Origin of the sequence: Acidithiobacillus sp. AMEEHan (genome assembly GCF_030996345.1) — a bacterium.
GTDB lineage: Bacteria > Pseudomonadota > Gammaproteobacteria > Acidithiobacillales > Acidithiobacillaceae > Igneacidithiobacillus.
On the sequence record NZ_CP118747.1, the window covers coordinates 758055 to 780131 of the forward strand.

Consider the following 22077-nt stretch of genomic DNA (forward strand, 5'->3'; position numbering starts at 1 on the left):
GTCCGTGTCGGCCCTACGCCTCGCTCCCCAGGTCCCCCGCCATCTCCCGCAGCTGGGCCAGCGCTCCTTCCAAGTCTTCCATGATCTCTTGCAGGATCAACTCCGGAGCAGGCAGATTCTCGGCATCCTCTAGGGATTCGTCCTTGAGCCAGAAAATGTCCAGACTTGCCTTGTCGCGGCTGAGCAGTTCCTCGTAGTCGTAGGCGCGCCAGCGGCCAGAGGGCTGGTCGGAGCTCCAGGTGGGAGAACGTCCGCCGGTACCTGCGTTCTGCATCCCCTTTCCGTTTAACGCCAGATAGCAGGACACGAAATCACCCAAGTCTTCGCGCTGCAGCGGATCGGTCTTGAGGGTGAAGTGCATGTTGGTGCGCAAGTCGTAGATCCAGAGCTTACGGGTCCACGGGGTCTCGGAGGCAGGCTTTTTGTCGAAAAAGAGTACGTTCGCCTTCACGCCCTGGGCATAGAAGAGGCCAGTAGGCAGGCGCAGCAAGGTGTGTACGTCGCAGTCGTGGAGGAGTTTGCGGCGGATGGTTTCGCCAGCGCCGCCTTCGAAGAGCACGTTGTCGGGCACGACCACGGCGGCGCGGCCGTTCTGCTTGAGTAGGGTTTTGACGTGCTGGACGAAGTTGAGCTGTTTGTTGGAGGTGGTAGTCCAGAAGTCACCGCGCTCGACGATGTCGCGCTCCTTGCTGACCTTGCCCTCCTCGCCGACGATGGTGGTGCTGCTCTTCTTACCAAAAGGCGGATTGGTGAGCACTAGGTCGAAGCGCTCACCGGGGTCGGCGGCCAGGGCGTCACCCACCACGACGGGCTCGAAGTCCTGACTGCCAATGCCGTGCAGCAACAAGTTCATGGCGCAGAGCCGCGCCGTCGCCTGCACCAGTTCCCAGCCCTTGAAAGTTTCTTCCTTCAGTTTCCGGCGCTGGTCCTTGGTCATGTGCGGGTTGTGGGCGACCACATAGTCGTGGGCTGCGAGTAGAAAACCGCCAGTGCCGCAGGCCGGGTCGCAGACGGTCTCACCGGGCCTGGGGGCCATGACATCGACGATTGCCTGGATCAGCGGGCGCGGCGTGAAGTACTGCCCCGCGCCGGATTTGGTGTCCTGGGCGTTCTTCTCCAGCAAGCCCTCGTAGGCGTCGCCTTTCACGTCGGCGCTCATGGACACCCAACTTTCCTTGTCGATGAGGTCCACGATCAGCCGCCGCAGCTTGGCGGGGTCCTGAAACTTGTTCTGCGACTTGCCAAAGATAAGCCCCAGGAGCCCTTTCTCGTTGCCAAGCCGCTCCAACACATGGCGGTAGTGGTCAAAAAGCGCATCCCCATCCAGCCGGCGCAGACTCTCCCAGTCGTAGCCCGGCGGCACCGGACTGGGCTGCCTGTGCAGGCCCTTGCTGCGCTCGTCAGCCATCTTCAGGAAGAGCAGATAGGTGAGCTGCTCGACGTAATCGCCATACGACATGCCGTCGTCCCGCAGAACGTTGCAGTAGTTCCAGAGTTTTTGGACGATGGAGGCGGTGTTCATGGTTTTCCCGGTCTAAATATCCGCGCTTGGCGCCGTCAACAAGCTCCGCATGCGCGTTTCCCAAGCAGGTAGATTGAAACCATCCATGTTTGCGGTGCCCGTCACATATTCGTACGATTTGAGTACCCACAAGGAGGCCAATATGCCCCGCGCCATCGTTGAAAACAATAACCGGCTCGATCTGCGCATTCGCCCGGACGACAAGACGCTCCTCATACGCGCAGTGGCCCTCGAACATACCAACATGACTGATTTCGTTTTGCGCCATGCGCTGGACGCGGCCCGCAAGGTCATCGCACAGGCTGAGCACCTGACCCTGTCCGAGCGCGACAGTCTGCGGGTGCTCGATGTGCTGGAGAACCCACCAGCGCCCAATGCCAAACTCCTAGCGGCGGCGCGCCACCTGTCTGAAAGCATATGAACCTGCCCGATTGGCAGGACGCGCCCATCTCGCAGGCCCGCGACCGCGCGGCTTTCGACTGTAGCGAGGTGGGACTTAATGATGTTTAGCGATCCCACACCCGTTCACTCACATCTTCGCCTCCAAATCCTGCAGCGCCTTCAAGGTCCGACCGTCCGCATCCTTCCACTCTAGCCGGCCATTTGCGCTACGCCCAAGTATCACTGCGGCTGCAGTGGAGGGCGAGCTGAATACGTAGTCCTGGGTAAAACGAAGATGGTCGGTATCGCGCTGCAACACACCGTTTGCAATCAACTCCTGACGCAGGTCAAACATACCGCGCACATGCTGCTGCATGGAAGGCACCGTCTCGGCCACCCCTTGGGAGCCAGCTTGGACCACAAATCCCTGGGTGGCTTCATAACCACTGGCGGTCACGCCTTTACCCCTGCAAAAAAGCAGCGCCTGAGCCGCGGCAGCGGCTACCGGCGCAATCTGTTCAAAGGCATGGACGCCCAAAACCGGCAGCATGCCCAGCAGGTTTTCCAGAAACACCTGCATGTCGGCGTGGTCCGCTTCCGAGAGACTCGGCTCGGTGGGCTGATTGGCGTTATCCAAAGGTAATCGCTTGGCGGATTTCGCCAGACGAATCAATTGGGCCTCCAGAAACTGCACATGCGCCTTGTTGAGCTGGCCCGGCGCCGCCATGAAACACACGGCCCGGTTCCAAAAGTCCTTTTGCGCATAATGACTTTCTAGCCGAGCACGCACGGGATCTCCTTCGCCGATATACAGCATCTCACCCTCGCCATCCTCCCGCGGCCCCAGCAACAAGTAGACACCAGCCTGATCCAGTTCCTGACGCTGCTTGATCTTGGGCAACAAAGCACGTGGAAAGACGATTGCCTTGCCGACCCAATTGGAGCGCTCTACCAGACGTAGGCCATCCGGATCACCATCGGCGACAAAGATGCGGAGAGAAAAAGGCTTTGCGGAATTCATCCTTCTTCCCTGCGCCATGCAGTAGCGGCAAAACTCAGGATGCGTTGCTTATCCACAAAGGGCAGAATGGCAACGTTGGCCTGCCGGAGTTCTTCGACAGCTTCCTCATAAGCCTCAAATCTGCTGCGGCCCTCGTCCTCCGGTCCTTGTACGGCAAAGAGCAACTCCTGCGGCAACCGCTGGCGCCTGCGGAGTCGGGCCACGCGTAAAGCCCACTGTCCGCCATGATCGATGATCCTGCTAGGATCATCCTGGCCCAGATACAACGGTTTGATCGCCTTCAGCGGACGATCGGGGCCACCCTCGACAAAGGGGAATCTTGCCCCATAGGTCTCATCCCCCAAGCGCTCGGAATGGAAACGATCGGCGAGTCGGGCTTCGACCAGCCAACCGCGCAACCCCCTTTCCATCAGGGCTTCCTGGTATTCCTGGGTGGCAAAGTTTCGCTCTACATAGAAACCGTACAGCGCTTTCAATTGCTCTTTCGGGTCCGCAGCGAGGACTGATCTAGGCTCGCTGAACTTGATGATGGTCTCCCGCGGTCGAATGATTTCCGCAAAGAGGCTCCTGCCGAAGTCCGTGTCGAGATTCAGCACCCGATCGCGATCTTGCTCTCGCAGCAAGACGGCAACACGCTGTAACTCCTCGCGTAGCTTGCGCATGCTGGTGTTGAAGATTCCGGGTTTCAACTCCGCAAAGAAGCGAGTGACGCGGGCATGTCGTCGGTCAAGCAACCGGAAATCAAAATATTGCTCCGTCGGAGCAAGGAGGACAATGCCGACATTGGCAAATTCCTCCGTCTCCACAAAAGGGGCGAAGCGAACAATGGCATAGAGGCAGGGAATCTTCTTCATGTGAGTGTCCAGAAATTGTCCGTCCGGTATCGCATTAGCCATTGGCCGATGGCATGGAAATCAAAATCCGTGGGCAGTGTCTGCTCGTCATCCAGAAAACGCCATTCGGACGGCACACTAGCACAGATCGCCTCCCAGTCCAGCATTGCCTGCTGAAAGCGCTCGGCATAGCCTTGCTCTACCACCCAGTCATGGAAGAGCATCGGGGCTTGGCCCCAGAACGCATGTTTACCCAAAAATTCCTGTGCTGAGCAGCAAGGATCGAAAGCCTGATTGTGATCGATAACCACCAACTGGTCATGCGCTATGTCCCAAAGCAGGTTGGGATTACCGCCTCGTTCTCCCAAGGTACGGTCACTATTGCAGACCCACCAGTCAAAGGCGAGGACGTCACACTGTTGGTCGACGGGTACTTGAGCGATCTGAGACGCGCTCAGCTCCACTGCTGGCAGTTTGCGGGAGGCAAAGGCATTGCCCACACCCAGATCGCGTAGATCTTCCCGCATCGCGATGGACACCAGTTCGGGAGGAATGTATACGATCTCGAAGGGCGCGATGGGCAGGCCGAGCCGCAAAGCCAACTGCCCCGCCACCCACTCACAGATGAGGCTGCGTCTACCGGCGTTGCGGCCCTTGACGAAATACACATGATTGTCGTCGCCTCGGCAAATGAAGGGCCTGGTGATGCCCTGCTCCGAGCGACCAATGATCTCAATTAGTTCAATGGTCACGCCACCTCTCCGACCGATTCTTCTGATAGCTTCAACCTGCCGAAAAACGCCTGGGCGAGGATGGACTGGCGCAGCCGCTCGGCGCGCTGGAGGTTGGCGTCGACCTGGGCCTCGGTTGTGCGAATGAGGGAAAGGCGGCGGTCGACTTCGGCGACGATGCGACGTTGCTCGGTGAGGGGCGGCAGCGCAATGTACACAGAACGTATGTCATCAAGACCCAAGCCTGCTTTGGTTGCACCTCGGCGAAGCAATTCGAGTTGTTTCTTGCCTCCGTGTTCACAAGCGAAATACCAACCGATGTAGTTCTTATCGACCAAGTCTGTGGACCTAGCGATTGCAACGTGTTGGTTGATGTATGCATCACCAAGGTTCTCGGGTACAACGGCGACCATGCCTAATTCCGCTGTAATGGAAATTAGAAGATCCCCCGACCTTACCCGCGACCGGTCTGCTTCAGGATTCGCAGGCGGTGTCACGTGCTGTATCTCCGAAAGATCGAGGTCAATGGTTCCGTGATCGAGATTTCCCACACGTAGAAAAATCGATCCGGAATCCGAATAGTGTTGTGCCCATCCTCGTGAGCCACTGGTAACAAAGTCGAAGATCGCCCCAGAAACGGCCCACACCCACCCCTCCGGCAATTCGGGCAGGCCGGTGGTGTCGGGCGCGGCGGGCTCTTTGTATTTGCCCTTGCCTTGCCACTGGCTGCGGCGGGTTTCGAGGATGCGTTTCAGGAGTTGGGCGCCGGTTTCGTAGCTGCGGCCTTCGCGGCGGGCGCGTTGGGCTTCGGTTTCGACAAGACGGCCTTCGACGGCGGCTTTGAGGACGGCGGCTTTGTAGCGCTTGAGGTTGGCCTTGACGCGCTTGAGGCTGGCGACAGTTTCGTCAAGGCGGGAGAATTGTTTTTCAATTTCCGCGACAATGCGTTTTTGTTGGTCGAGGGGCGCGATCGGTATCGGTAGTTGCTTTGCCTTTGCACCGGATAGTTCAAGAAACGTTGTGCCATTTGCCATGCTCTCGGCTAATTCCTTGTTCCCCTTCAGCCACCAGTACGCGTAGTCCGGTAAAACACCGTCCTTGAGCACGAAGCTCTTGAAGCCTTGGTTGGTACAGACTGGATTCGATGCGATTGCGACGTAGCCAATTGGTGCGCGAGAAGTAAACAGAACCGTGCCAGCAGGCATCATTTTGGCAGATGACGTGTCGAGCCCCTTCTGTGTTATGAATCTACTGCCGTGACCTATGGTTTTTGCGGTGTAGCCGGAGAGATCGGCGGGAGTCAGCCAAGAAATTGAGCCATCTTCGTAGTTGCTGGGGTCATTGGTTTTTGGTGTACCGCCGCCCACGACGTCGGCAATTTCGCCCATTGTCTTCCACTCCCAACTTGGCGGAAGTTTCATTTTTTCGATCTTCATGCCGCCAACGTCTCGTTCAGTTCTGCAATCATCGCTGTCTGCATGCCATAAAACCGTTGATGCACTTTGCCCAATACGCCATACCGCAAGAACGGCGCATGCCCGAAGTCCTCTGATTTGATGCCCAGGTTCGCGGCGAAATGGTTGCGGATCACTTCACCCTCCCTCTGGCCTTGCGGTACACCGCGCTGTCCTCCCGCTTGCCCACGGCCACGACGACGACCACGATCCTTTCGTCGAAGACCTGATACACCAGCCGGTAGCCGGCGGCGCGCAGCTTGATCTTGTAGCAGTCGGGCAGGCCGGATAAGCGCGCGGATTCGACGCGGGGGTTTTCCAGCCGCTCCAGCAGCTTGGCCTTGAACTGCTCGCGCAGGGGGCGGTCGAGCTTCTGCCACTCCTTCCAGGCACTCTGTCGGAATTCCAGGCTATAGCTCATTCGGGTCGACTTTGACCGTGGGCTCGTGCTCACGGTCCTTGACCAGCCGGGCCAGTTCGATGTCATCGAGCTTTTCCATCATGGCCTCGAAGGCAGCAGCGGGCACCAGGTAAGCGGCGGGCTTGTTGTGGTTGAGGACAGCAACGGGGAAGCCGTCTGCACCCTCTATGACGGCGCTGGGGTTCTTCTTGAGCTCGCTGATACTGACCGAGGCGTTGGTATAGAGCAGTTCCATGGCGGACCCCCTCATGAGCCATAATTGGCTCCATATTCTAGTCAGAATGGTGGGCGTTACGCCACCAATGCTTCGTTCAACTGGTCAAGCAGGGGCTGTTGTGCCTCGCCAAAGAGCTGTTCCATCCGCCCCAGCCCACCCCGTTGCAGAAAGGGGGCATATTCGAAGTCATCCGGCTCGGTGCTCAGGTTGGCGGCGATGTGGTCGCGGATCATTTCCAGCCAATGCCGCTGCTCCGCACTGAATCGCTTGCCGCCACGCTCCTGACTGGCCAGCCATACCTTGAAGTTGGCGTTGACGCGCTCGGGGTAGGGGATGAGCTCGTTGTCCTGATGGATGGCGAAGCGCACCAGCGACACGAGGTCGGTGAGGATGCGGCGGCCCGAGGCGCCCCGGACCCTGGATTTTTCCAGGGCAGCGTAGGCGCTCCAGAGCTGGGATTCGTTCCACAGGTAGGGCGGCTCTTGAATGACAGCGGCAAGTTCCTGCACCGCCTCGAAACTGAGGCGCTGTTTGTAGGGCTTGCTGTAGAGCACCTGTAGGGCGGTGATTTCGTCTTTGTGGTCCTGAATGAACTGCTCGAAGGATTGCACCATGCCACGGGCGCGGTCGAGGGCGTCCTGGGAAAAACCTGCTTCGAGGACTTCGTCGGCGCTCACGTGGTCGATGACGATTTCGTTTTTTCTCTTGATCTCGTCAATGGCCGCCCGCAGTTCCGGGTCGTGCAGGGGCCGCACGGCATCGAGGATAATCTTCTGCCGCGCATTCTGGAGGGCGAGTTCGGAAATAGGGCTGTCGTCGTCGGGCGCCATGCCCAGCTCAACCTTGGCCGCTTCGAGATGGCGGTCGGGATCGAGGGCGGCGATGATGCGATGACTGAGTTCCTTGATGCCCAAACCATCGGCAAGCGCGCGGATGCGCTTGTCGTCCTCGGCGCTGATACGGTGCTCCATGCGGGCCAGTCGCCCGGCGAGGGAGCTGAGCACGTCGTCTTCGGTGTTGCCGAAAGCGACGGCCTGCAGGAGCTTGGCGAAGCTGACGGTGGGCTTCTGCTCCATGGGGCGGGAGTCGGTCTTGTCCTGCTCGCAGACACCCACGGCGTCGACAATGACGAAGTGGTCCTTGGCGCGGGCGTCGGGGGTGACGCTCTGCAGGTCGTCCGGCGCAATCACACGCACGCCGCGGCCCTTCATCTGCTCGAAGAAGCCGCGGGACTTGACGGCGCGCAGGAACATGACGACTTCCACCGCTTTGATGTCGGTGCCAGTGGCAATCATGTCCACGGTGACGGCGACCCTGGGCATGGGGCTGGTGCGGAATTCGTTGATGAGGTCCTTGGGCTTGGCGCCGGTGGTACGGTAGGTGATCTTCTGGGCGAAGGCGTTGCCCTTACCGAATTCCTCGCGCACGATTTCGACGATGTTTTCGGCGTGGGCGTCGTCCTTGGCGAAGATGAGGGTCTTGGGCACCCACTCGCGGCCGGGGAAAATTTCGGTGAAGAGCTTGTCGCGGTAGGTCTGGATGATTTTGCGGATCTGGTCCGGGGCGACGACATCCCGGTCGAGCTGGTTGGGGTCGTAGCTAAAGTCGTCGTCGAGCTGTTCCCAGCGCTTCTTGCGGGTGTCGCGTTCCTGGATCTGTACCGAATAGCCGGCCTCGACCTTGCTGCCCTGCTCGGTGATGGCGGTGCGGATGCGGTAGACGTCGTAGTTGACGTTGACGCCGTCAGCCACGGCCATTTCGTGGCTGTATTCCATCACCAGGTTCTGATGGAAGAAGCCAAAAGTCTGCTTGCTGGGTGTGGCGGTAAGGCCGATGAGGCTGGCGTCGAAATACTCCAGCACCTGGGCCCAAAGGTTGTATATGGAGCGGTGGCATTCGTCGGTGACGATGATGTCGAAGGTCTCGATAGGAATGGCCTGGTTGTACTCGATGGGCTCAACGGGGCCTGGCAGGCTGCCGCCATGCGGCGTTGCGGCGCTCGCTGCGCTGTTCATTGCGCCACCAGGCAACTCCGCTGTTCGCTCACTCTGCGCCTCGTCTGGCGACCCCCTGCGTTGCCCGTTCCTTCCGAACAGGTTACCGAGATCATCTACGGACACTTCATCGAGATCATCGGGCAGGTCACGACCTTTGAGCATGGCGTACAGGCGCTGGATGGTGCAGATGCAGACGCGCGCCGTCTGGTCGATGGTGTTGCTGCTCAGGCGCTGAACGATGTACTCCTCGCTGAACTTGAAATTGTTGTAGGGCGAGGTGTACTGCTGGAATTCCTTGAGGGTCTGGTCCGCCAGATTGCCGCGATCCACCAGGAACAGTACACGGCGGACACCGGCAAAACGCAGCAGCCGATAGATGAAAGAAATGGCGGTGAAGGTCTTGCCCGAGCCCGTGGCCATCTGGATGAGGGCGCGGGGGCGGTTCTCCCGGAGCGAGTGTTCCAGGTTGCGGATGGCGGTGCTTTGCGCGGGCCAGAGCCCCTCTGCACGGAGCGGCGGCATGTGCTGGAGGCGTTCCAGGACGGTGCGGCCCGCCACGTCATAGCGTCCCCGCATATCGGCGACCTGCGCCAGGTCGGCCCTGGCGGCATCCCCCAGCCATTCCGCCAGCGTTTCCGGGCGGTGGAAGGCGAAGACCGGCCGCGCGCGAGGTTCCGGGTCCAGGCCGTTGGTGAAGCGGGTCTCGACTCCGGTGGACTGGTAGGCGAAAGGCAAGGGGTTGTGCCAGGCAGGCAGACCGGGCGGCAGCCCTTCCCTATATTTCGTCGCCTGGACCTCAACGCCGGAGAGAGTCACGCCCTGCCTCTTGGCCTCGATGACCCCGGCGGCCTTGCCATCCACATAAAGGAGATAGTCGGCAAAGCCGTGGCCGGATTTGAGTGGGAATTCGCGAACCGCCACTCCGCGGGCGGCATGGATGTTGACTGCAGCGGCATCGCAGACCTGCCAGCCAGCCCCCTGAAGGAGTTGGTCGATGCTCTGACGGGCGTCCTGCTCCGGATTGCTCACGGCACCTCCGCGGCGGTTGTTTTTTCCATTATCATCCAGATCACCTCTCGTGCCAAAAGTACTGCAGCAATACAGAGTTTTGCACCCTCCTACGGCAACGGCTACACTGCGCCAAGGACACCCCGCCACCAAGGAAACCCCGTCATGAAGATCGCCAAAGACACCGTCGTAACCCTGGACTACACCCTGACCGACGAGGATGGCGAAATCCTCGACAGCTCCGAAGGCGATGAACCTTTGGTCTACCTGCATGGCCATGGCGACATCGTGCCCGGGCTGGAACGCGCCCTCAATGGTCATCAGGTTGGCGATCAGGTCGAAGTGGACGTGAGCCCGGAAGATGGCTACGGCGACTGGGACGAGGATCTGGTCGACGTCGTGGGCAAGGAGGATTTCGACGATCCCGAAGAACTCGAGGTCGGTGCGCAGTTCGAGGTCGACACCGACGAGGGCGTGCGGATCGCTACAGTGATCGAAATGGAAGGCGAGGACATCACCGTCGATCTGAACCATCCCCTGGCTGGTATGAACCTGCATTTTGCCGTCAAGGTGCTCGACGTGCGCGCCGCCAGTAGCGAAGAACTCGCGCACGGCCACGTGCATGGTCCGCACGGTCACGAGCACGACTGATCGGGGATCCGGGGAACGCCTTTGCTGATCCTGGGGATGATGTCCGGCACCAGTGCCGATGGCATCGACGCCGCTCTCCTGGAATTTTCTGCCCTGAGCGCGGGGGAGCCCCGCGGTCATTGGCACTACTCCTATCCGCCCGAACTGCAGGAGCGGCTTTTCCGCCTGCAGGAGTCTGACGCTGCCCGCCCGCTGCTCGCCATCGACCGGGAAATCGGGCGATTGCATGGCGAGTTCGCGCAGCAGATCCGTAGCGCCGGGGTGCAGTTCGATCTGCTAGCCCTGCATGGGCAAACTGTCGCCCACCAGCCCAATGGACCCGACGGCTATACCTGGCAGGTCGGCTCCGCCTATGACGTCGCACAGGCAACGGGATGCACGGTGGCCCATGACTTTCGCCGCGCCGATGTCGCTGCCGGTGGACAGGGTGCGCCATTGGTTCCCCCCTTTCATGAAGCTCGGCTCGCCACTGATCGGCCCCTGCTGGTCCTCAATCTTGGGGGGATGGCCAACCTGACCTGGGTTCCCGCGCGGGGCAGCCGACAAGCGACTCGCGCCTTCGACAGCGGACCGGGCAACGTACTGATCGATGCCGCGGTGCAAGTCCTAAGCCGCGGAGAACTGCGCTATGATGCCAACGGTGACTGGGCGGGGCAGGGACAAGTTCAGGAAAATGTCGTGCAGGAGTGGCTTGCCCTGGACTACTTTCACCGCCCGCCACCCAAAAGCACCGGTCGGGAGTTGTTCAACGCCCGCTGGGTAGAGGCGCAATGGTCGGCGTGGCAGCACGGGAAGGCGGATTTTCTCGCCAGTCTCTGTGCCCTGACCGCCACCAGCATCGCCCAGGCGGCCCAGCGCTGGCTGCCGCCGGCAGCGCGGATGCTGGTCTTTGGCGGTGGCGCCTACAACCGCACCCTGCTTAGCAGCCTGCAGACCGCTCTGCCGGATGTCGCGGTGGAAATGGGTGAACAGGTGAGCGGCATCCCCAGTGCCGCCATGGAAGCCCTGGCCTTTGCCTGGCTGGGTGGACAGTGTCTGCTCGGCCGTACTATCGATCTACACGGAGTTACCGGACAACGCGAAGCCGTGGTTCTCGGCAGCCTGTACCCCGGGAAAAACTGGTCGCAGCTCCTTAGCCTGCGCGCGCAGCTATGCTGAAACCCAGTGGCGGAGCCATGGTCTGCGGTATCATCGGCGATCCCCTGCAGCACAGTCTGTCGCCCTGGATGCAGCGACAATTTGCCGAACAACTCGGACTGGACTTTCTCTACGCCCCCTTTCCCGTCGCCACGGAGCATCTGCCCAGCGCCATCGCTGGACTGCAGGCCCTGGGGGTGCGCGGCGTCAATGTCACCATTCCGCACAAGGAGGCGGTACTGCCAATCGTCAATGAGCTCTCGTCTCGCGCCGCCGCCATCGGTGCGGTCAATACCTTGCTCTTCGAGCACGGGCGTATTTTGGGTGAAAACACCGATGTGACTGGCTTCGCTCGTGCTTTGCGCCGCCACGCCGGAGCGATCAGCGGCCCCAGCCTGGTGATTGGGGGAGGAGGTGCAGCGCGAGCCATTCTGCACGCCCTGGCCAACGAGGGCGCCGCCCCCATCTATCTGGCCAACCGTACCCTGGCCCGTGCCGAGGCCCTGGCGGCCGAGTTTCCCGCCCTGCAGCTCCGACCCCTGGCCTTGTCCCAAAGTGCTCTCTCCCCAATCCTGGGCGATATCCAGCTACTGGTGAACACCAGCAGTCGGGGTCTGCGCGGCGAGGATCATCCAGAAATCGACCTGGAGCGCTTACCCCAATCCGGCATTGTTTGTGATATCGTCTATAAACCCTTGCAGACCCCCTTGCTGGCGGCGGCCAAGGCCCATGGGTTGCGTTGTGTGGACGGTCTGGGCATGCTGGTGGAGCAGGGGGCGGAAAGTTTTCGTATCTGGACCGGTCAGTTGCCAAACGCCGGAGCTGTGGAGGAAACCCTGCGGACATGGCTGCAAACCTCGAAGCTATAACCTTGACCCCCCTTTTGCGTGGGCTCGTCGGGGCAGGCTTGGCAGATGAGAACTCTCTTCGCGCCCTGCTGAACGATCCCACACGCGGCAAGCAGCCGCTGCTTCCTTTTCTGGTAGAGAAGAAAGCGATTTCGGCAATCGCCTTGGTGGAATATCTCTCCGAACGCTACAAAATGCCGATGCTCGACCTGGATGCCGTGCAACTGGACGAGACCGTCATTCGTCGCATCGATCGAGCGCTTCTGGAGCGGCATCAGGTCCTCCCCATTTCGTTGCATCGCGACGCGCTCTATCTGGCCATGGCCGACCCCACCGATGTCAAGGCTACCGAAGACATCCGCTTCAATGCTGGCGGTCTGCAGATCAATCCCATTCTGGTCGAGGCCAACAAGCTGGCCAAGGCGGTTGCGGAATTCTCGGGCGGGTTCAAGAATCAGCTCGAAGAATTTTTCGCCCCCGATGACGCCCAGCAAGAACAGGATGAATTTGATCTGGCCGGTGATGCCCGCGGGGAGGACGCCCCCGTCGTCCGCTTTGTCCAGCAGCTCCTCCTCGATGCGATTCAAAAGGGCGTATCGGACATTCATATCGAGCCCTACGAACGGGACATTCGCGTGCGCTATCGCCTTGATGGCGTGCTGCAGGACATGCTCCACCCCCCGATCGGTCTGCGCGATGGCATCACATCTCGGCTGAAGATCCTCTGTCGTCTCGATATTTCCGAACGGCGCCTGCCCCAGGATGGACGCCTGCGGGTTCGCATCCCCCCGGCACGAATCATCGATTTCCGCGTCTCTTTCTTGCCCACCAACTTCGGCGAGACCATTGTGCTGCGTCTGCTCGATCCGGCCAGCTCGAAGGTGCCCATCGAAGCGCTGGGCTTCCTGCCACAGCAATTGCGCGCCTTTGACGATGCCATCCACCGGCCCTACGGGATGATCCTCGTTACCGGTCCGACCGGATCCGGCAAAACCACGACCCTGTATACCGCGCTCAACATCCTCAACACCGGCGACGTCAATATCAGCACGGCGGAGGATCCGGTAGAAATCCCCGTTTATGGCATCAATCAGGTGAACATCAACGAGCGCATCGGGCTCAACTTTGCCGCGGCCCTCCGCTCCTTTCTGCGTCAGGATCCCGATGTGATCATGGTCGGCGAGGTGCGCGATCTGGAAACCGCCGAGACCGCCGTGAAGGCGGCCCAGACCGGACACTTGGTGCTCGCCACCCTGCACACCAATGACGCGCCGCAAAGCCTGACCCGCTTGGAAAATATGGGAATTCCGACCTACAACATCGCCGGCAGCGTGCATCTGGTCATGGCACAGCGCCTAGTACGAAAGCTTTGTGTCGCCTGCAAAAAGCCCGAAAAAATCCCGGAGGCGGCGCTCTTGGAAGCAGGCTTCGCGCCCGAGGATCTCCCAGGTCTGCAGCCCATGGGACCGGTCGGCTGCGAACAGTGCAACGGCGGCTATCGCGGCCGTATGGGTCTTTATCAGGTCATGCCCATCAGCGAGGCCATGCGCGAGGTCATTCTGCAGGGGGGGTCGGCCATGGATCTGTCCCGTCAGGCCGCGGCGGAAGGCATTCTCAGCATGCGTCAGTCCGGTCTCTTGCGGGTAAAGGAAGGCATCACCAGTCTTGAAGAAGTCCTTCGCGTCACCAACCTCTGACGGCACTATGCAAGCTGAGCACCAGCATCGTCTCCAGATGGGGGTTTGGAGCCTCGCCCTTTCGCGCCTGCTGGTGAGCACCGCGTTGGTCCTGGTCAGCACGCTCTCCAGCAAGCCCCTGATCCTCGAGCCTGCCGGGCCAAGCGATGCGGTGCGCGCTACCAGTGTCATCGCCCTCCTCTGGAGTCTGGGCATTCTCTTCACGTTGCAGTTGTGGCCGGGCTTCTGGCGGGAAGGAAGCAAACTTTTTACCAGCACCATCGATATGGCATTGGTCCTGACCCTTTTTGCCCTCACCGGCGGCTTGTCAGGAACCCTCGTCATACTTCCTCTGCTGCTGCTCATTGCCAATGCCTATCAATTGCGCGGCAAAGCGGCTCTCGCCTTTGTCTGGATCCTGATCCTGCTCATTTTTTTGATCAGCGGCTGGCAGGATATCGAATGGTTTTCCAGCCGCACGCTGATTTACCTGGTTGCCCTGCTCACCGTTGCCTTCCTCGCCGACAACCTGGTGCGCAATCGTGAGCGTGCGGCCATCTGGAATGCCGCCAGAGAACAGGAAATTCTCGATTTAAACACGCTGAATCAAGAAATCATTCAACAAAGTGATGTCGGGATTCTGGTCCTCGACCGGCAACATCGCACGTTATTCAGCAATCCCGTTGCCCGCGCCATGATCAACCTGCCGCAGGATTCTGGATTACCGGAGGCACTCGATCTGTTGCGCCCGGAGTTCGCAGATTTCCTCAACGCGCAGGCGCCGCAGAGCGAAAAGGAACTGATCCTTTCGGCACCGGATGGCGGCAAACGAAGCTTTTGGGTGCAGAGTATTCCGCTTCCCAACACACCCTATACGATCTTGACGTTGCGTGATGCAACGATTATTTGGGAAAGGCAGCGGGAAATACAGATGGCGGCGCTGGGGCGTCTCGCGGCGAACATTGCCCATGAGATTCGCAATCCGCTCAGCGCCATCCGCCACGCCGCACAATTGTTGGGGGAACGAACGCTGAAGGAGAGCGAAAACCGTCTGCTGAGCATCATCGATCGCGAGTCGCAGCGTCTGAACCGCATCGTCGACTCCGTGCTGGAAATGGCGCGCCCGCGGGCGGCCCATCCGGAACCCATTTCGCTCAACGCCTGGTTACCTGTGGTCCTGAATCAATTACGCGAGGATCCATTGTTAAAAGATCTCCAGGTGAAACTCGACATCCCCAATAATCTCCCTCTGGCCAGCTGTGATCCAGAGCAACTTCAGCAGATTTTCGCCAATCTGCTGGTGAATGCGGCGCGCCATGGACAAGGCGAAGACCATATCCTGCAAGTGGATATCTCGGTGGAGTCTGCACGTGACCGGGAAGAGCTGGAAATTCGCGTACGCGATCATGGGCAAGGCATTCCGGAAGAAAACCTGGAGCGTATTTTTGAACCCTTTTTCACGACGGAATCCCAAGGCACGGGGCTGGGCCTGCCTTTGGTGCGCGAATTGCTCCGCGCCAACCGCGGGGATATCGGTGTCCAGAATCACCGTGACGGCGGCGCGGAGTTTTGGTTCCGGCTGCGTGAGTGGCATCTGGGCACGCCGTTATGAATGAGAAGGCCGCTTCCTGGGCACTGGTCCTGGATGATGAACAGACGATTACGGAATTGCTCGATATCACCCTCACGGAGATGGGCTTCTCGGTACAAGTTGCGCACAGTCTACGCAGCGCACGCGAAGCCCTGGAACTGCACAGCTACGCATTGTGCCTGACCGACCTGCGCCTACCGGACGGCAGTGGGCTGGACTTTGTCCGCCATATCCACCGCCATGCGCCGCAAGTTCCAGTTGCCGTCATCACCGCCTACTCGTCAACAGAGGGTGCGGTGGAGGCAATGCAGGCCGGCGCCTTCGACTTCATGACCAAACCCATCGACCTCAAACGGCTGCGCCGACTGGTCGAGCAGGCGCGGGCGCTGGCCGTGCTGGAGCCCGATGGATCGGACAGTGGTAGCGAGCGCCTGGTGGGTGACAGCGAGCCGATGCGCGCCTTGCGCCAGCAGATCCGACTCTTGGCGCGCAGTAACGCGCCGGTCTTTCTCTCGGGTGAATCGGGCACCGGCAAGGAGCTCAGCGCCCGTGCCATACACGACGCAGGACCACGTCGTGACAAGCCCTTCATTGCGGTGAACTGCGCGGCCATTCCGGAAGGACTGCTGGAAAGTGAACTGTTCGGGAGCGAGAAAGGGGCATTCACCGGCGCCAACCAGAAGCGCGAAGGCCTCTTTCTCGCCGCTGATGGTGGCACCCTGTTTCTCGACGAAATCGGCGATGTCCCCATGGCGATGCAAGTCAAACTGCTACGCGCGTTGCAGGAACGCAGTATTCGACCGATCGGCGCGAGCAGCGAAATTCCCGTCGATATCCGCCTGATCAGCGCTACCCACCGGAATCTGCAAGAGATGGTCCATGCCGGCACATTCCGGGCGGACCTCTACTATCGCATCCATGTGGTACCCTTGCAGATTCCCCCTCTGCGGCAGCGCCAGGGCGACATACCCCTGCTCGTCACCGCTCTGTTACGCAAAATCGCCCAACGTCAGGGGAAGACCCTGCCGGGCATCGAAGCGAGCGCTCTTCACTGGCTCGCGCAGCAATCCTTCCCGGGAACGTGCGCGAACTGGAAAACCTCCTCGAACGCGCCTTCGCCCTCCATACCGGTCCGGAAATCACGCTGCAGGATCTGAGCGCGGAGGATACGAGCCGCCCAAGGCCGACCCCCAGCAGGGTGGGTCTCTCCCCTCTGGCGCAACGCCTACGCAGCGCCGAGCAGGAATTTCTGCGCGCGCAGCTCGCGGCCGTCCGGAACGATGCAGCGGCCTGCGCACAAAACCTGGGCATCAGCCAACGCTCTCTGGACCTACGTCTGCAACTCTGCGAGAAGAGAGGTTTGCATGCCGACGACACTTGAGCCCCTGGCCTGGGTCTTGGTGACCATTGTCGGTCTCTTGGTCGGCAGCTTTCTCAATGTGGTCATCCATCGCTTGCCGCGACAGGAGTCGATCGCGTTCCCCGGCTCCCATTGCCCCAGATGTGGACACGCACTGCGTCCCTGGGACAATATTCCCCTATTGAGCTGGCTGCTCCTGCGCGGTCGTTGTCGCTACTGTCAGGCTCCCATCTCCTGGCGCTATCCCCTGGTCGAGCTTTCTGCCGCTCTGTTGGCTCTCCTCGCCGCTGCGGCCCTGGGCTGGCGTGGACAGCTCCTGCCCGCATTGATCCTGCTCTGGGCCTTGCTCGCCCTGACGCTCATCGACCTCGAGACCTACCTTCTCCCCGACCGCATCACCAAACCGGGGATGCTCCTTGGTTTGCTCATCAACGCCACGGCGCTGATTACGCCGGATTTTGCCCTGACCCGCCCCGTCGACGCCCTCCTCGGGCTGTTGCTCGGCTACGGACTACTGCGCGGTCTTGCAGAAATCTACCTGCGTCTGAGTGGACGGGAAGGAATGGGGCATGGCGATTTCAAACTTCTCGGCATGATCGGCGCCTGGCTGGGGTGGCAGGACATGTTTCTGGCGCTTTTCCTCGCCGCCCTGAGCGGGGGGCTGGTGGCGATCATCTTCCTTGCCGCCGGCAAGGGCCGCGATTACGCCATTCCCTTCGGTCCCTACCTCGCTCTCGGCGGGGCGATCCTGCTGCTCTGGCCGCAAGCCGTGATCGAGCAGTTCCTGCATCTGGCCGCACCAGGATGAGCCGTCGTATCGGCCTGACCGGCGGCATTGCCTGTGGCAAAAGCCTCGCTGCAAATTTTCTCGCGTCGCTGGGAGCGAAAATCCTGGATGCCGATCTATTTGCGCGAGAGCTGGTGAAACCTGGCCATCCCAACCTGGAACGGATCGCCGAGCATTTTGGTTCGCATATCCTGCACGCGGATGGCAGTCTCGATCGCGCCCAGCTGCGCCAGGTCATCTTCGCCAATACCCAAGCCAAACGGTGGCTCGAAGAACTGCTACATCCACAGATCCGGCAGCGCTTTCTGGCGGAGAGCCTGGCAATTGGCAAGCAGGATCCGGGGGCGCTCATCCTTTGGGTTGTCCCCCTACTGGTGGAGAGCCACTACACCGAGCTTGTCGATGGAGTGTTGTTGATCGATTGCCCGGCCTGGCTGCAGATCAAGCGATTGGTGGCGCGCGGTTGGGACCAGAAGACGGCGCAAGCGGCGATTGCGCAACAGATTCATCCAGAAGAACGCCGCCGGGCTGCCACCTGGATCATTCCCAACTGGCAAACTCCAGCCGATTTACAGCTCCATTTGCAACGCTGGTGGCAAGCCCTCTACCCATAAGGCTTTTTGCTTCGCGGCGGGGCTTGTGGCACTCTCGCCCAAGAAACTGGAAAGAAAATTGTGATGGCCTTATACGAAACTGCGCTGCAAGAAAGAACGAGGTCTTTGCTGCGCCTGGAAACTCTGTTTCAGTGTCTGGATCAGGATTTTTCTGCGCCGGAGGGCCTGCGCGCCCTGCTCCGGACCTTTCTGGAGCTTCTCGATTTTTGCCAGCGACCCGAGTTGCGCGTGGATTTGCTTCTCGAGCTGGACCGTCTGATCCAGGCCTTGCATGCATGGAAAGCTTCACAGCTGGTCGATCAAAGCGCGTTGAGCGCCTGGGAAGATCGCCTACACGCGCAACAGCAGGCCCTGCGCAGTGGTCCGCAAAACTTCGCCGAGGGCTTGCGTCACCAAGAGTTGTTACAGCTGGCTCGGGGGCGCCAGGCCGTGGCTGGCGGCCTAAGCGGCGCCGATCTGCCCTTGTTGGCTTTTTGGGAGCAACAAGAGGCGACCTTTCGCGTCACTCAGTTGCAACGCTGGCGCGCCCACTTCGGCCTACTGGAGGAAAGCACTGCCCTCGTCCTTCTTTTTTTGCGGGAATCTCTCGATTGGAGTTTCCAAACTGCCGAACATGGACGCTTTGGAACACCACTCAACCCTAGACAACCCGTTTCCCTCCTGCAGATAGAAGTGCAGACGCCGGAGGTCTATCCCAAAATCAGTGGTGGCATGCATCGTTTGCACATTCAGTTTCTCCAATGGATGGACCCTGGACCGAGCCGCGCGCTAGAATCCACCATCCCATTTCGTCTGGCGCTCAGCGCCTGTTGAACCGAGCCAAAGGATCTCCAAGCATGCAGATCGGTACCACCCTCAGCCAATTCATCATCGAAGAAACCCGTTTGTATCCGCAGGCTTCCGGAGATTTTGCGGCATTGCTCAATGACCTCACGGTCGCCTGCAAATTCATCGGCTCGCAGGTCTATCGTGGCGCCCTGGTCGGAGCCCTCGGCAGCGCCGATACTGGTAATGTGCAGGGCGAGGTGCAAAAGAAGCTGGATGTGATTGCCAATGACGCCATTCTCAAATCCATGGACTGGACCGGGCATCTGGCGGGCATGGTCTCCGAGGAAGAGGATGGCCCCTACGCGATCCCGGCGGGGGTACCGCGTGGCAAGTACCTCCTGCTCTTCGATCCGCTGGATGGCTCCAGCAACATCGATGTCGGTATCAGTGTCGGTACCATCTTCAGCATCCTGAAGGCGCCGGTGGCCGGGCGCGACGCGCGGCTCGAGGACTTTCTGCAGCCGGGCACCCAGCAGGTCTGTGCCGGCTATGCCCTTTACGGATCCAGCAACATGCTGGTGTACAGCACGGGTTTCGGGGTAAATGGCTTCACCCTGCTGCCGGAGGTGGGCGAGTATGTCCTTACCCACCCGCAGATGCGCATTCCCGAAGACACCAGCGAATACGCCATCAACATGAGCAATCATCGGCACTGGGAGGCACCCGTTCGCCGCTATATCGATGAGCTGAATGCCGGCAAGGAAGGTCCCCGCCAACGCGATTTCAATATGCGCTGGGTGGGTTCGATGGTGGCCGACGTGCATCGTATCCTGTGCCGCGGTGGCATTTTTCTCTACCCCTTCGACACCAAGGATCCCAGAAAGCCGGGCAAATTGCGCCTGCTTTACGAGGCCAATCCCATGGGCTTTTTGATTGAGCAGGCAGGCGGCGCGGCCAGCACTGGGCGCGAGCGCATCCTCGATATTCCGCCCCAGGGACTGCATCAACGGGTTCCGGTAATCCTGGGTGCCAAAAACGAGGTCGAGCGGGTGATGCAGTATCATCATCAATGACACCCGACTTGTGGTGGTACAGACGGATTATGGGTGATTCGCCCGTAATCTGTGTTACGTCTGGGCTTGCTAGCGAGTCCGCGCCAAGCCAACAGCCTCGATTTCTACTAAGAGATCCTTTCGGCAGATGTCTGCCTGCAGAAACAGGGCGTCAACTGGCCCGCCAATAACTCTTTCCATCTCCTCAACCACGGCCGGCAAGTCCGAACGGAAGCGGACATACACTTTCAATTCCAAGTCTGACAATGTCCATATCTTTCCGTATTGCATGCGAGTCTCGTCCAACAACACCTGGATATTGCGAAGGGTCTCGCGCGTCTGGGCCCGACAGTCGCCTTGGTGCCGGGTCTGATGACCGACAATGCTCGCCGTCCCAGACACGAATAACGTTCCGCCACCAATATCTACCAGATTCGCGCGGGAAAAGAGGGGTGCTCGCGGCCCATACTCTGCGGGGTAGTGGTAGGCACTGGTTTGGCGGGGATTTTCTATCGCAACGGCTGGTAGTCCCGCGCTCAAAGCAAACACGTCAAGAGCGCTCGCGCTTGCTCCCAGGGCGCTGGCTGCTGGCACACTCGCACCGGCTAGGGAACGCCCCGTTCCGACAAAGGCTTGCTGCCGACCGATATTGAATTGTCGGTAGCGTTCCAGGCCCGCAGAATCGTCATTGATTTCGCCGACATGGTTCCAGACCCGTATCAAGTGGTGCTTTTGGAAATGTACAGCAGAAAATAGCGCATGATAAGCATCTTCAGTAACATTTGCCAGTCCGGAACCTTCCGTATCTACTTGGTCCCAGCTCAAAAATGCCACCATGCCATTGTTACGCCAGTGGACATCCTCTGTTCGCCCTTCCTGGGTTGGCAGAGACGATTGCCAAATCTCACAGATGCCATCCGGCGCGTTGAGGGGTAGCACGGGAATTTTGGCCAAAGGAATACCAAGTTGGCGCAGCCCCATGTCGGTCGCACCTAATCCATACTGCACGATGCCAAGAATCCGTGCGACATTCTCCTGTGGCTGACGAAATAATACCTCGGGCATCACCCTTAGAAGTTGCAAAGCCCCACGCATATTATTCTTCCTTGCATTCCCGTGTCTGCCGCTAGAGCAAAGCCCCAAGTATGCCACAGCCCGACAAGGGGCACAGCGACCACCCGACACTGGAACTGGCACTGGCGCTACCGATCAGAAACCGTTACCCTAATTGCTATGATTATGCGTAGATTTGTCTTGATTACTTTGGTTTGTCTGGCTTGCGCGGCGTGTGCGCAAACCGATACTTATGACCATCGCGCTGCGGTCCAGGCGCCCTCTGATTCAGCAAGGCCCGCCCCAGCAGCAGGTTCCCCCAACACTGGCAGCGTTTCCCAACAGTTTAGCGAGGGCGCCAGTCGTGTGGGCCAGGGTGCCACACAAATCGGGCACGGGATTGCGAATGGAGCCATTATGACGTGGGATGCCATGAAAGCGGGGGCAAAGGAATTCTCCAGGAAGATTGCCGGGGACTAATCTCGCAGCTAGGTGTTATCATGACACGAAGCGTTTCTTAAGATGGGAGGCTCTGGATTTTGGGTTCAACGAAGATTGTCAGCGTGCTCAGGGAGTGTGATTGGATAACTGTCCATCTAATGGCGCGGGATGGCCAGCAAACATGAGCTGCAAGGATCTCACCAATGAGGAATTGGCCCTTGCCAACCTCATTGTGAAAACACTCAATCTGGACGTCTCTGGGGATCAAATCGACCCTTCAGCCCCACTTTACGGCGAGGGACTCGGATTGGATTCCATCGACATGTTGGAGGTCGCTCTGGTGGTAGCGCAAAACTACGGCGTGAAATTGCAAGCAGGCAATGAGAACAATGCCGAAATTTTCAGCTCCCTACGTAACTTGAATCGATACATCCAAGACCATCGAGGTAGCTGAGTGAGCGCGGCCTCACCCGAACGTCGACAACTTTATGTTTTGCTCGCAGTGGTCTTCGTT

The 22077-nt window shown here is 59.7% G+C and carries 23 protein-coding genes; 13 read left to right on the forward strand and 10 right to left on the reverse strand.

Annotation, left to right across the window (positions count from 1 at the left end):
- Positions 1–13: 13 nt before the first annotated feature.
- Entirely contained in the window at positions 14–1522 is a 1509-nt protein-coding gene (locus ORD17_RS03955) for a class I SAM-dependent DNA methyltransferase (protein WP_308389587.1), read from the reverse strand.
- A gap of 142 nt (positions 1523–1664) precedes the next feature.
- Between ORD17_RS03955 and ORD17_RS03960 the strand changes: the two genes are divergently transcribed.
- Entirely contained in the window at positions 1665–1943 is a 279-nt protein-coding gene (locus ORD17_RS03960; protein ID WP_308389588.1) for a DUF1778 domain-containing protein, read from the forward strand.
- Positions 1944–2051: 108 nt separating this feature from the next.
- On the opposite strand, the gene ORD17_RS03965 is transcribed toward ORD17_RS03960, so the two are convergent.
- From ORD17_RS03965 to ORD17_RS04000, 8 genes are read right to left on the reverse strand one after another with little or no spacing between them, the layout of a single operon-like run.
- Complete coding sequence (locus tag ORD17_RS03965) at positions 2052–2924, reverse strand: GIY-YIG nuclease family protein (protein WP_308389589.1); 873 nt, start codon at positions 2922–2924, stop codon at positions 2052–2054.
- On the reverse strand, positions 2921–3778 hold the full coding sequence (locus ORD17_RS03970; RefSeq protein WP_308389590.1) for a DUF3037 domain-containing protein: 858 nt from the start codon (positions 3776–3778) through the stop codon (positions 2921–2923). Before ORD17_RS03970 ends, ORD17_RS03965 begins: the two co-directional genes overlap by 4 nt.
- Complete coding sequence (locus ORD17_RS03975; protein ID WP_308389591.1) at positions 3775–4509, reverse strand: HipA family kinase; 735 nt, start codon at positions 4507–4509, stop codon at positions 3775–3777. The genes ORD17_RS03970 and ORD17_RS03975 overlap by 4 nt, the downstream gene beginning before the upstream one ends.
- On the reverse strand, positions 4506–5924 hold the full coding sequence (locus ORD17_RS03980) for a restriction endonuclease subunit S (protein WP_308389592.1): 1419 nt from the start codon (positions 5922–5924) through the stop codon (positions 4506–4508). Before ORD17_RS03980 ends, ORD17_RS03975 begins: the two co-directional genes overlap by 4 nt.
- Positions 5921–6079, reverse strand: a complete 159-nt coding sequence (locus ORD17_RS03985) for a hypothetical protein (protein WP_308389593.1) — start codon at positions 6077–6079, stop codon at positions 5921–5923. The genes ORD17_RS03980 and ORD17_RS03985 overlap by 4 nt, the downstream gene beginning before the upstream one ends.
- A complete protein-coding gene (locus ORD17_RS03990; RefSeq protein ID WP_308389594.1) occupies positions 6076–6363 on the reverse strand; it encodes a type II toxin-antitoxin system RelE/ParE family toxin in 288 nt (95 codons plus the stop codon). The genes ORD17_RS03985 and ORD17_RS03990 overlap by 4 nt, the downstream gene beginning before the upstream one ends.
- On the reverse strand, positions 6353–6613 hold the full coding sequence (locus tag ORD17_RS03995) for a type II toxin-antitoxin system prevent-host-death family antitoxin (protein WP_308389595.1): 261 nt from the start codon (positions 6611–6613) through the stop codon (positions 6353–6355). Before ORD17_RS03995 ends, ORD17_RS03990 begins: the two co-directional genes overlap by 11 nt.
- 41 nt (positions 6614–6654) lie before the next feature.
- On the reverse strand, positions 6655–9606 hold the full coding sequence (locus tag ORD17_RS04000) for a type I restriction-modification enzyme R subunit C-terminal domain-containing protein (protein WP_308389596.1): 2952 nt from the start codon (positions 9604–9606) through the stop codon (positions 6655–6657).
- 144 nt (positions 9607–9750) lie between these two features.
- Between ORD17_RS04000 and ORD17_RS04005 the strand changes: the two genes are divergently transcribed.
- The 11 genes from ORD17_RS04005 to ORD17_RS04055 all read left to right on the forward strand — a co-directional run bounded on the left by ORD17_RS04005 (position 9751) and on the right by ORD17_RS04055 (position 20090).
- The gene (locus ORD17_RS04005; RefSeq protein WP_308389597.1) at positions 9751–10236 is read left to right on the forward strand and encodes a peptidylprolyl isomerase; all 486 of its coding nucleotides are present in this window, start codon (positions 9751–9753) and stop codon (positions 10234–10236) included.
- Positions 10237–10257: 21 nt separating this feature from the next.
- Positions 10258–11394 (forward strand): anhydro-N-acetylmuramic acid kinase, encoded by a 1137-nt coding sequence (locus ORD17_RS04010; protein ID WP_308389598.1) that lies wholly within the window; start codon positions 10258–10260, stop codon positions 11392–11394.
- On the forward strand, positions 11388–12242 hold the full coding sequence (locus ORD17_RS04015) for a shikimate dehydrogenase (protein ID WP_308389599.1): 855 nt from the start codon (positions 11388–11390) through the stop codon (positions 12240–12242). Before ORD17_RS04010 ends, ORD17_RS04015 begins: the two co-directional genes overlap by 7 nt.
- Complete coding sequence (pilB, locus tag ORD17_RS04020) at positions 12218–13918, forward strand: type IV-A pilus assembly ATPase PilB (RefSeq protein WP_308389600.1); 1701 nt, start codon at positions 12218–12220, stop codon at positions 13916–13918. The genes ORD17_RS04015 and pilB overlap by 25 nt, the downstream gene beginning before the upstream one ends.
- Before the next feature lie 37 nt (positions 13919–13955).
- Complete coding sequence (locus ORD17_RS04025; protein ID WP_308389601.1) at positions 13956–15509, forward strand: ATP-binding protein; 1554 nt, start codon at positions 13956–13958, stop codon at positions 15507–15509.
- Entirely contained in the window at positions 15506–16645 is a 1140-nt protein-coding gene (locus tag ORD17_RS04030) for a sigma-54 dependent transcriptional regulator (protein ID WP_308389602.1), read from the forward strand. Before ORD17_RS04025 ends, ORD17_RS04030 begins: the two co-directional genes overlap by 4 nt.
- A 41-nt stretch (positions 16646–16686) precedes the next feature.
- Positions 16687–16869 carry a hypothetical protein gene (locus tag ORD17_RS04035; RefSeq protein ID WP_308389603.1) on the forward strand — a complete coding sequence of 61 codons (183 nt, stop codon included), beginning with the start codon at positions 16687–16689 and terminating at the stop codon, positions 16867–16869.
- Positions 16853–17656, forward strand: a complete 804-nt coding sequence (locus ORD17_RS04040; RefSeq protein WP_308389604.1) for a prepilin peptidase — start codon at positions 16853–16855, stop codon at positions 17654–17656. Before ORD17_RS04035 ends, ORD17_RS04040 begins: the two co-directional genes overlap by 17 nt.
- Entirely contained in the window at positions 17653–18249 is a 597-nt protein-coding gene (gene coaE / locus ORD17_RS04045; RefSeq protein WP_308389605.1) for a dephospho-CoA kinase, read from the forward strand. The genes ORD17_RS04040 and coaE overlap by 4 nt, the downstream gene beginning before the upstream one ends.
- 63 nt (positions 18250–18312) lie before the next feature.
- Complete coding sequence (zapD, locus tag ORD17_RS04050) at positions 18313–19062, forward strand: cell division protein ZapD (protein WP_308389606.1); 750 nt, start codon at positions 18313–18315, stop codon at positions 19060–19062.
- 23 nt (positions 19063–19085) lie between these two features.
- Positions 19086–20090 (forward strand): class 1 fructose-bisphosphatase, encoded by a 1005-nt coding sequence (locus tag ORD17_RS04055; RefSeq protein ID WP_308389607.1) that lies wholly within the window; start codon positions 19086–19088, stop codon positions 20088–20090.
- Between the two features lie 69 nt (positions 20091–20159).
- Here the strand turns inward: ORD17_RS04055 and ORD17_RS04060 are convergent, their stop codons facing one another.
- Entirely contained in the window at positions 20160–21164 is a 1005-nt protein-coding gene (locus ORD17_RS04060; protein WP_308389608.1) for a hypothetical protein, read from the reverse strand.
- Between the two features lie 538 nt (positions 21165–21702).
- On the opposite strand from ORD17_RS04060, the gene ORD17_RS04065 reads away from it, so the two are divergent.
- Positions 21703–22017 carry a phosphopantetheine-binding protein gene (locus tag ORD17_RS04065; protein ID WP_308389609.1) on the forward strand — a complete coding sequence of 105 codons (315 nt, stop codon included), beginning with the start codon at positions 21703–21705 and terminating at the stop codon, positions 22015–22017.
- The last annotated feature ends 60 nt before the right edge of the window (positions 22018–22077 follow it).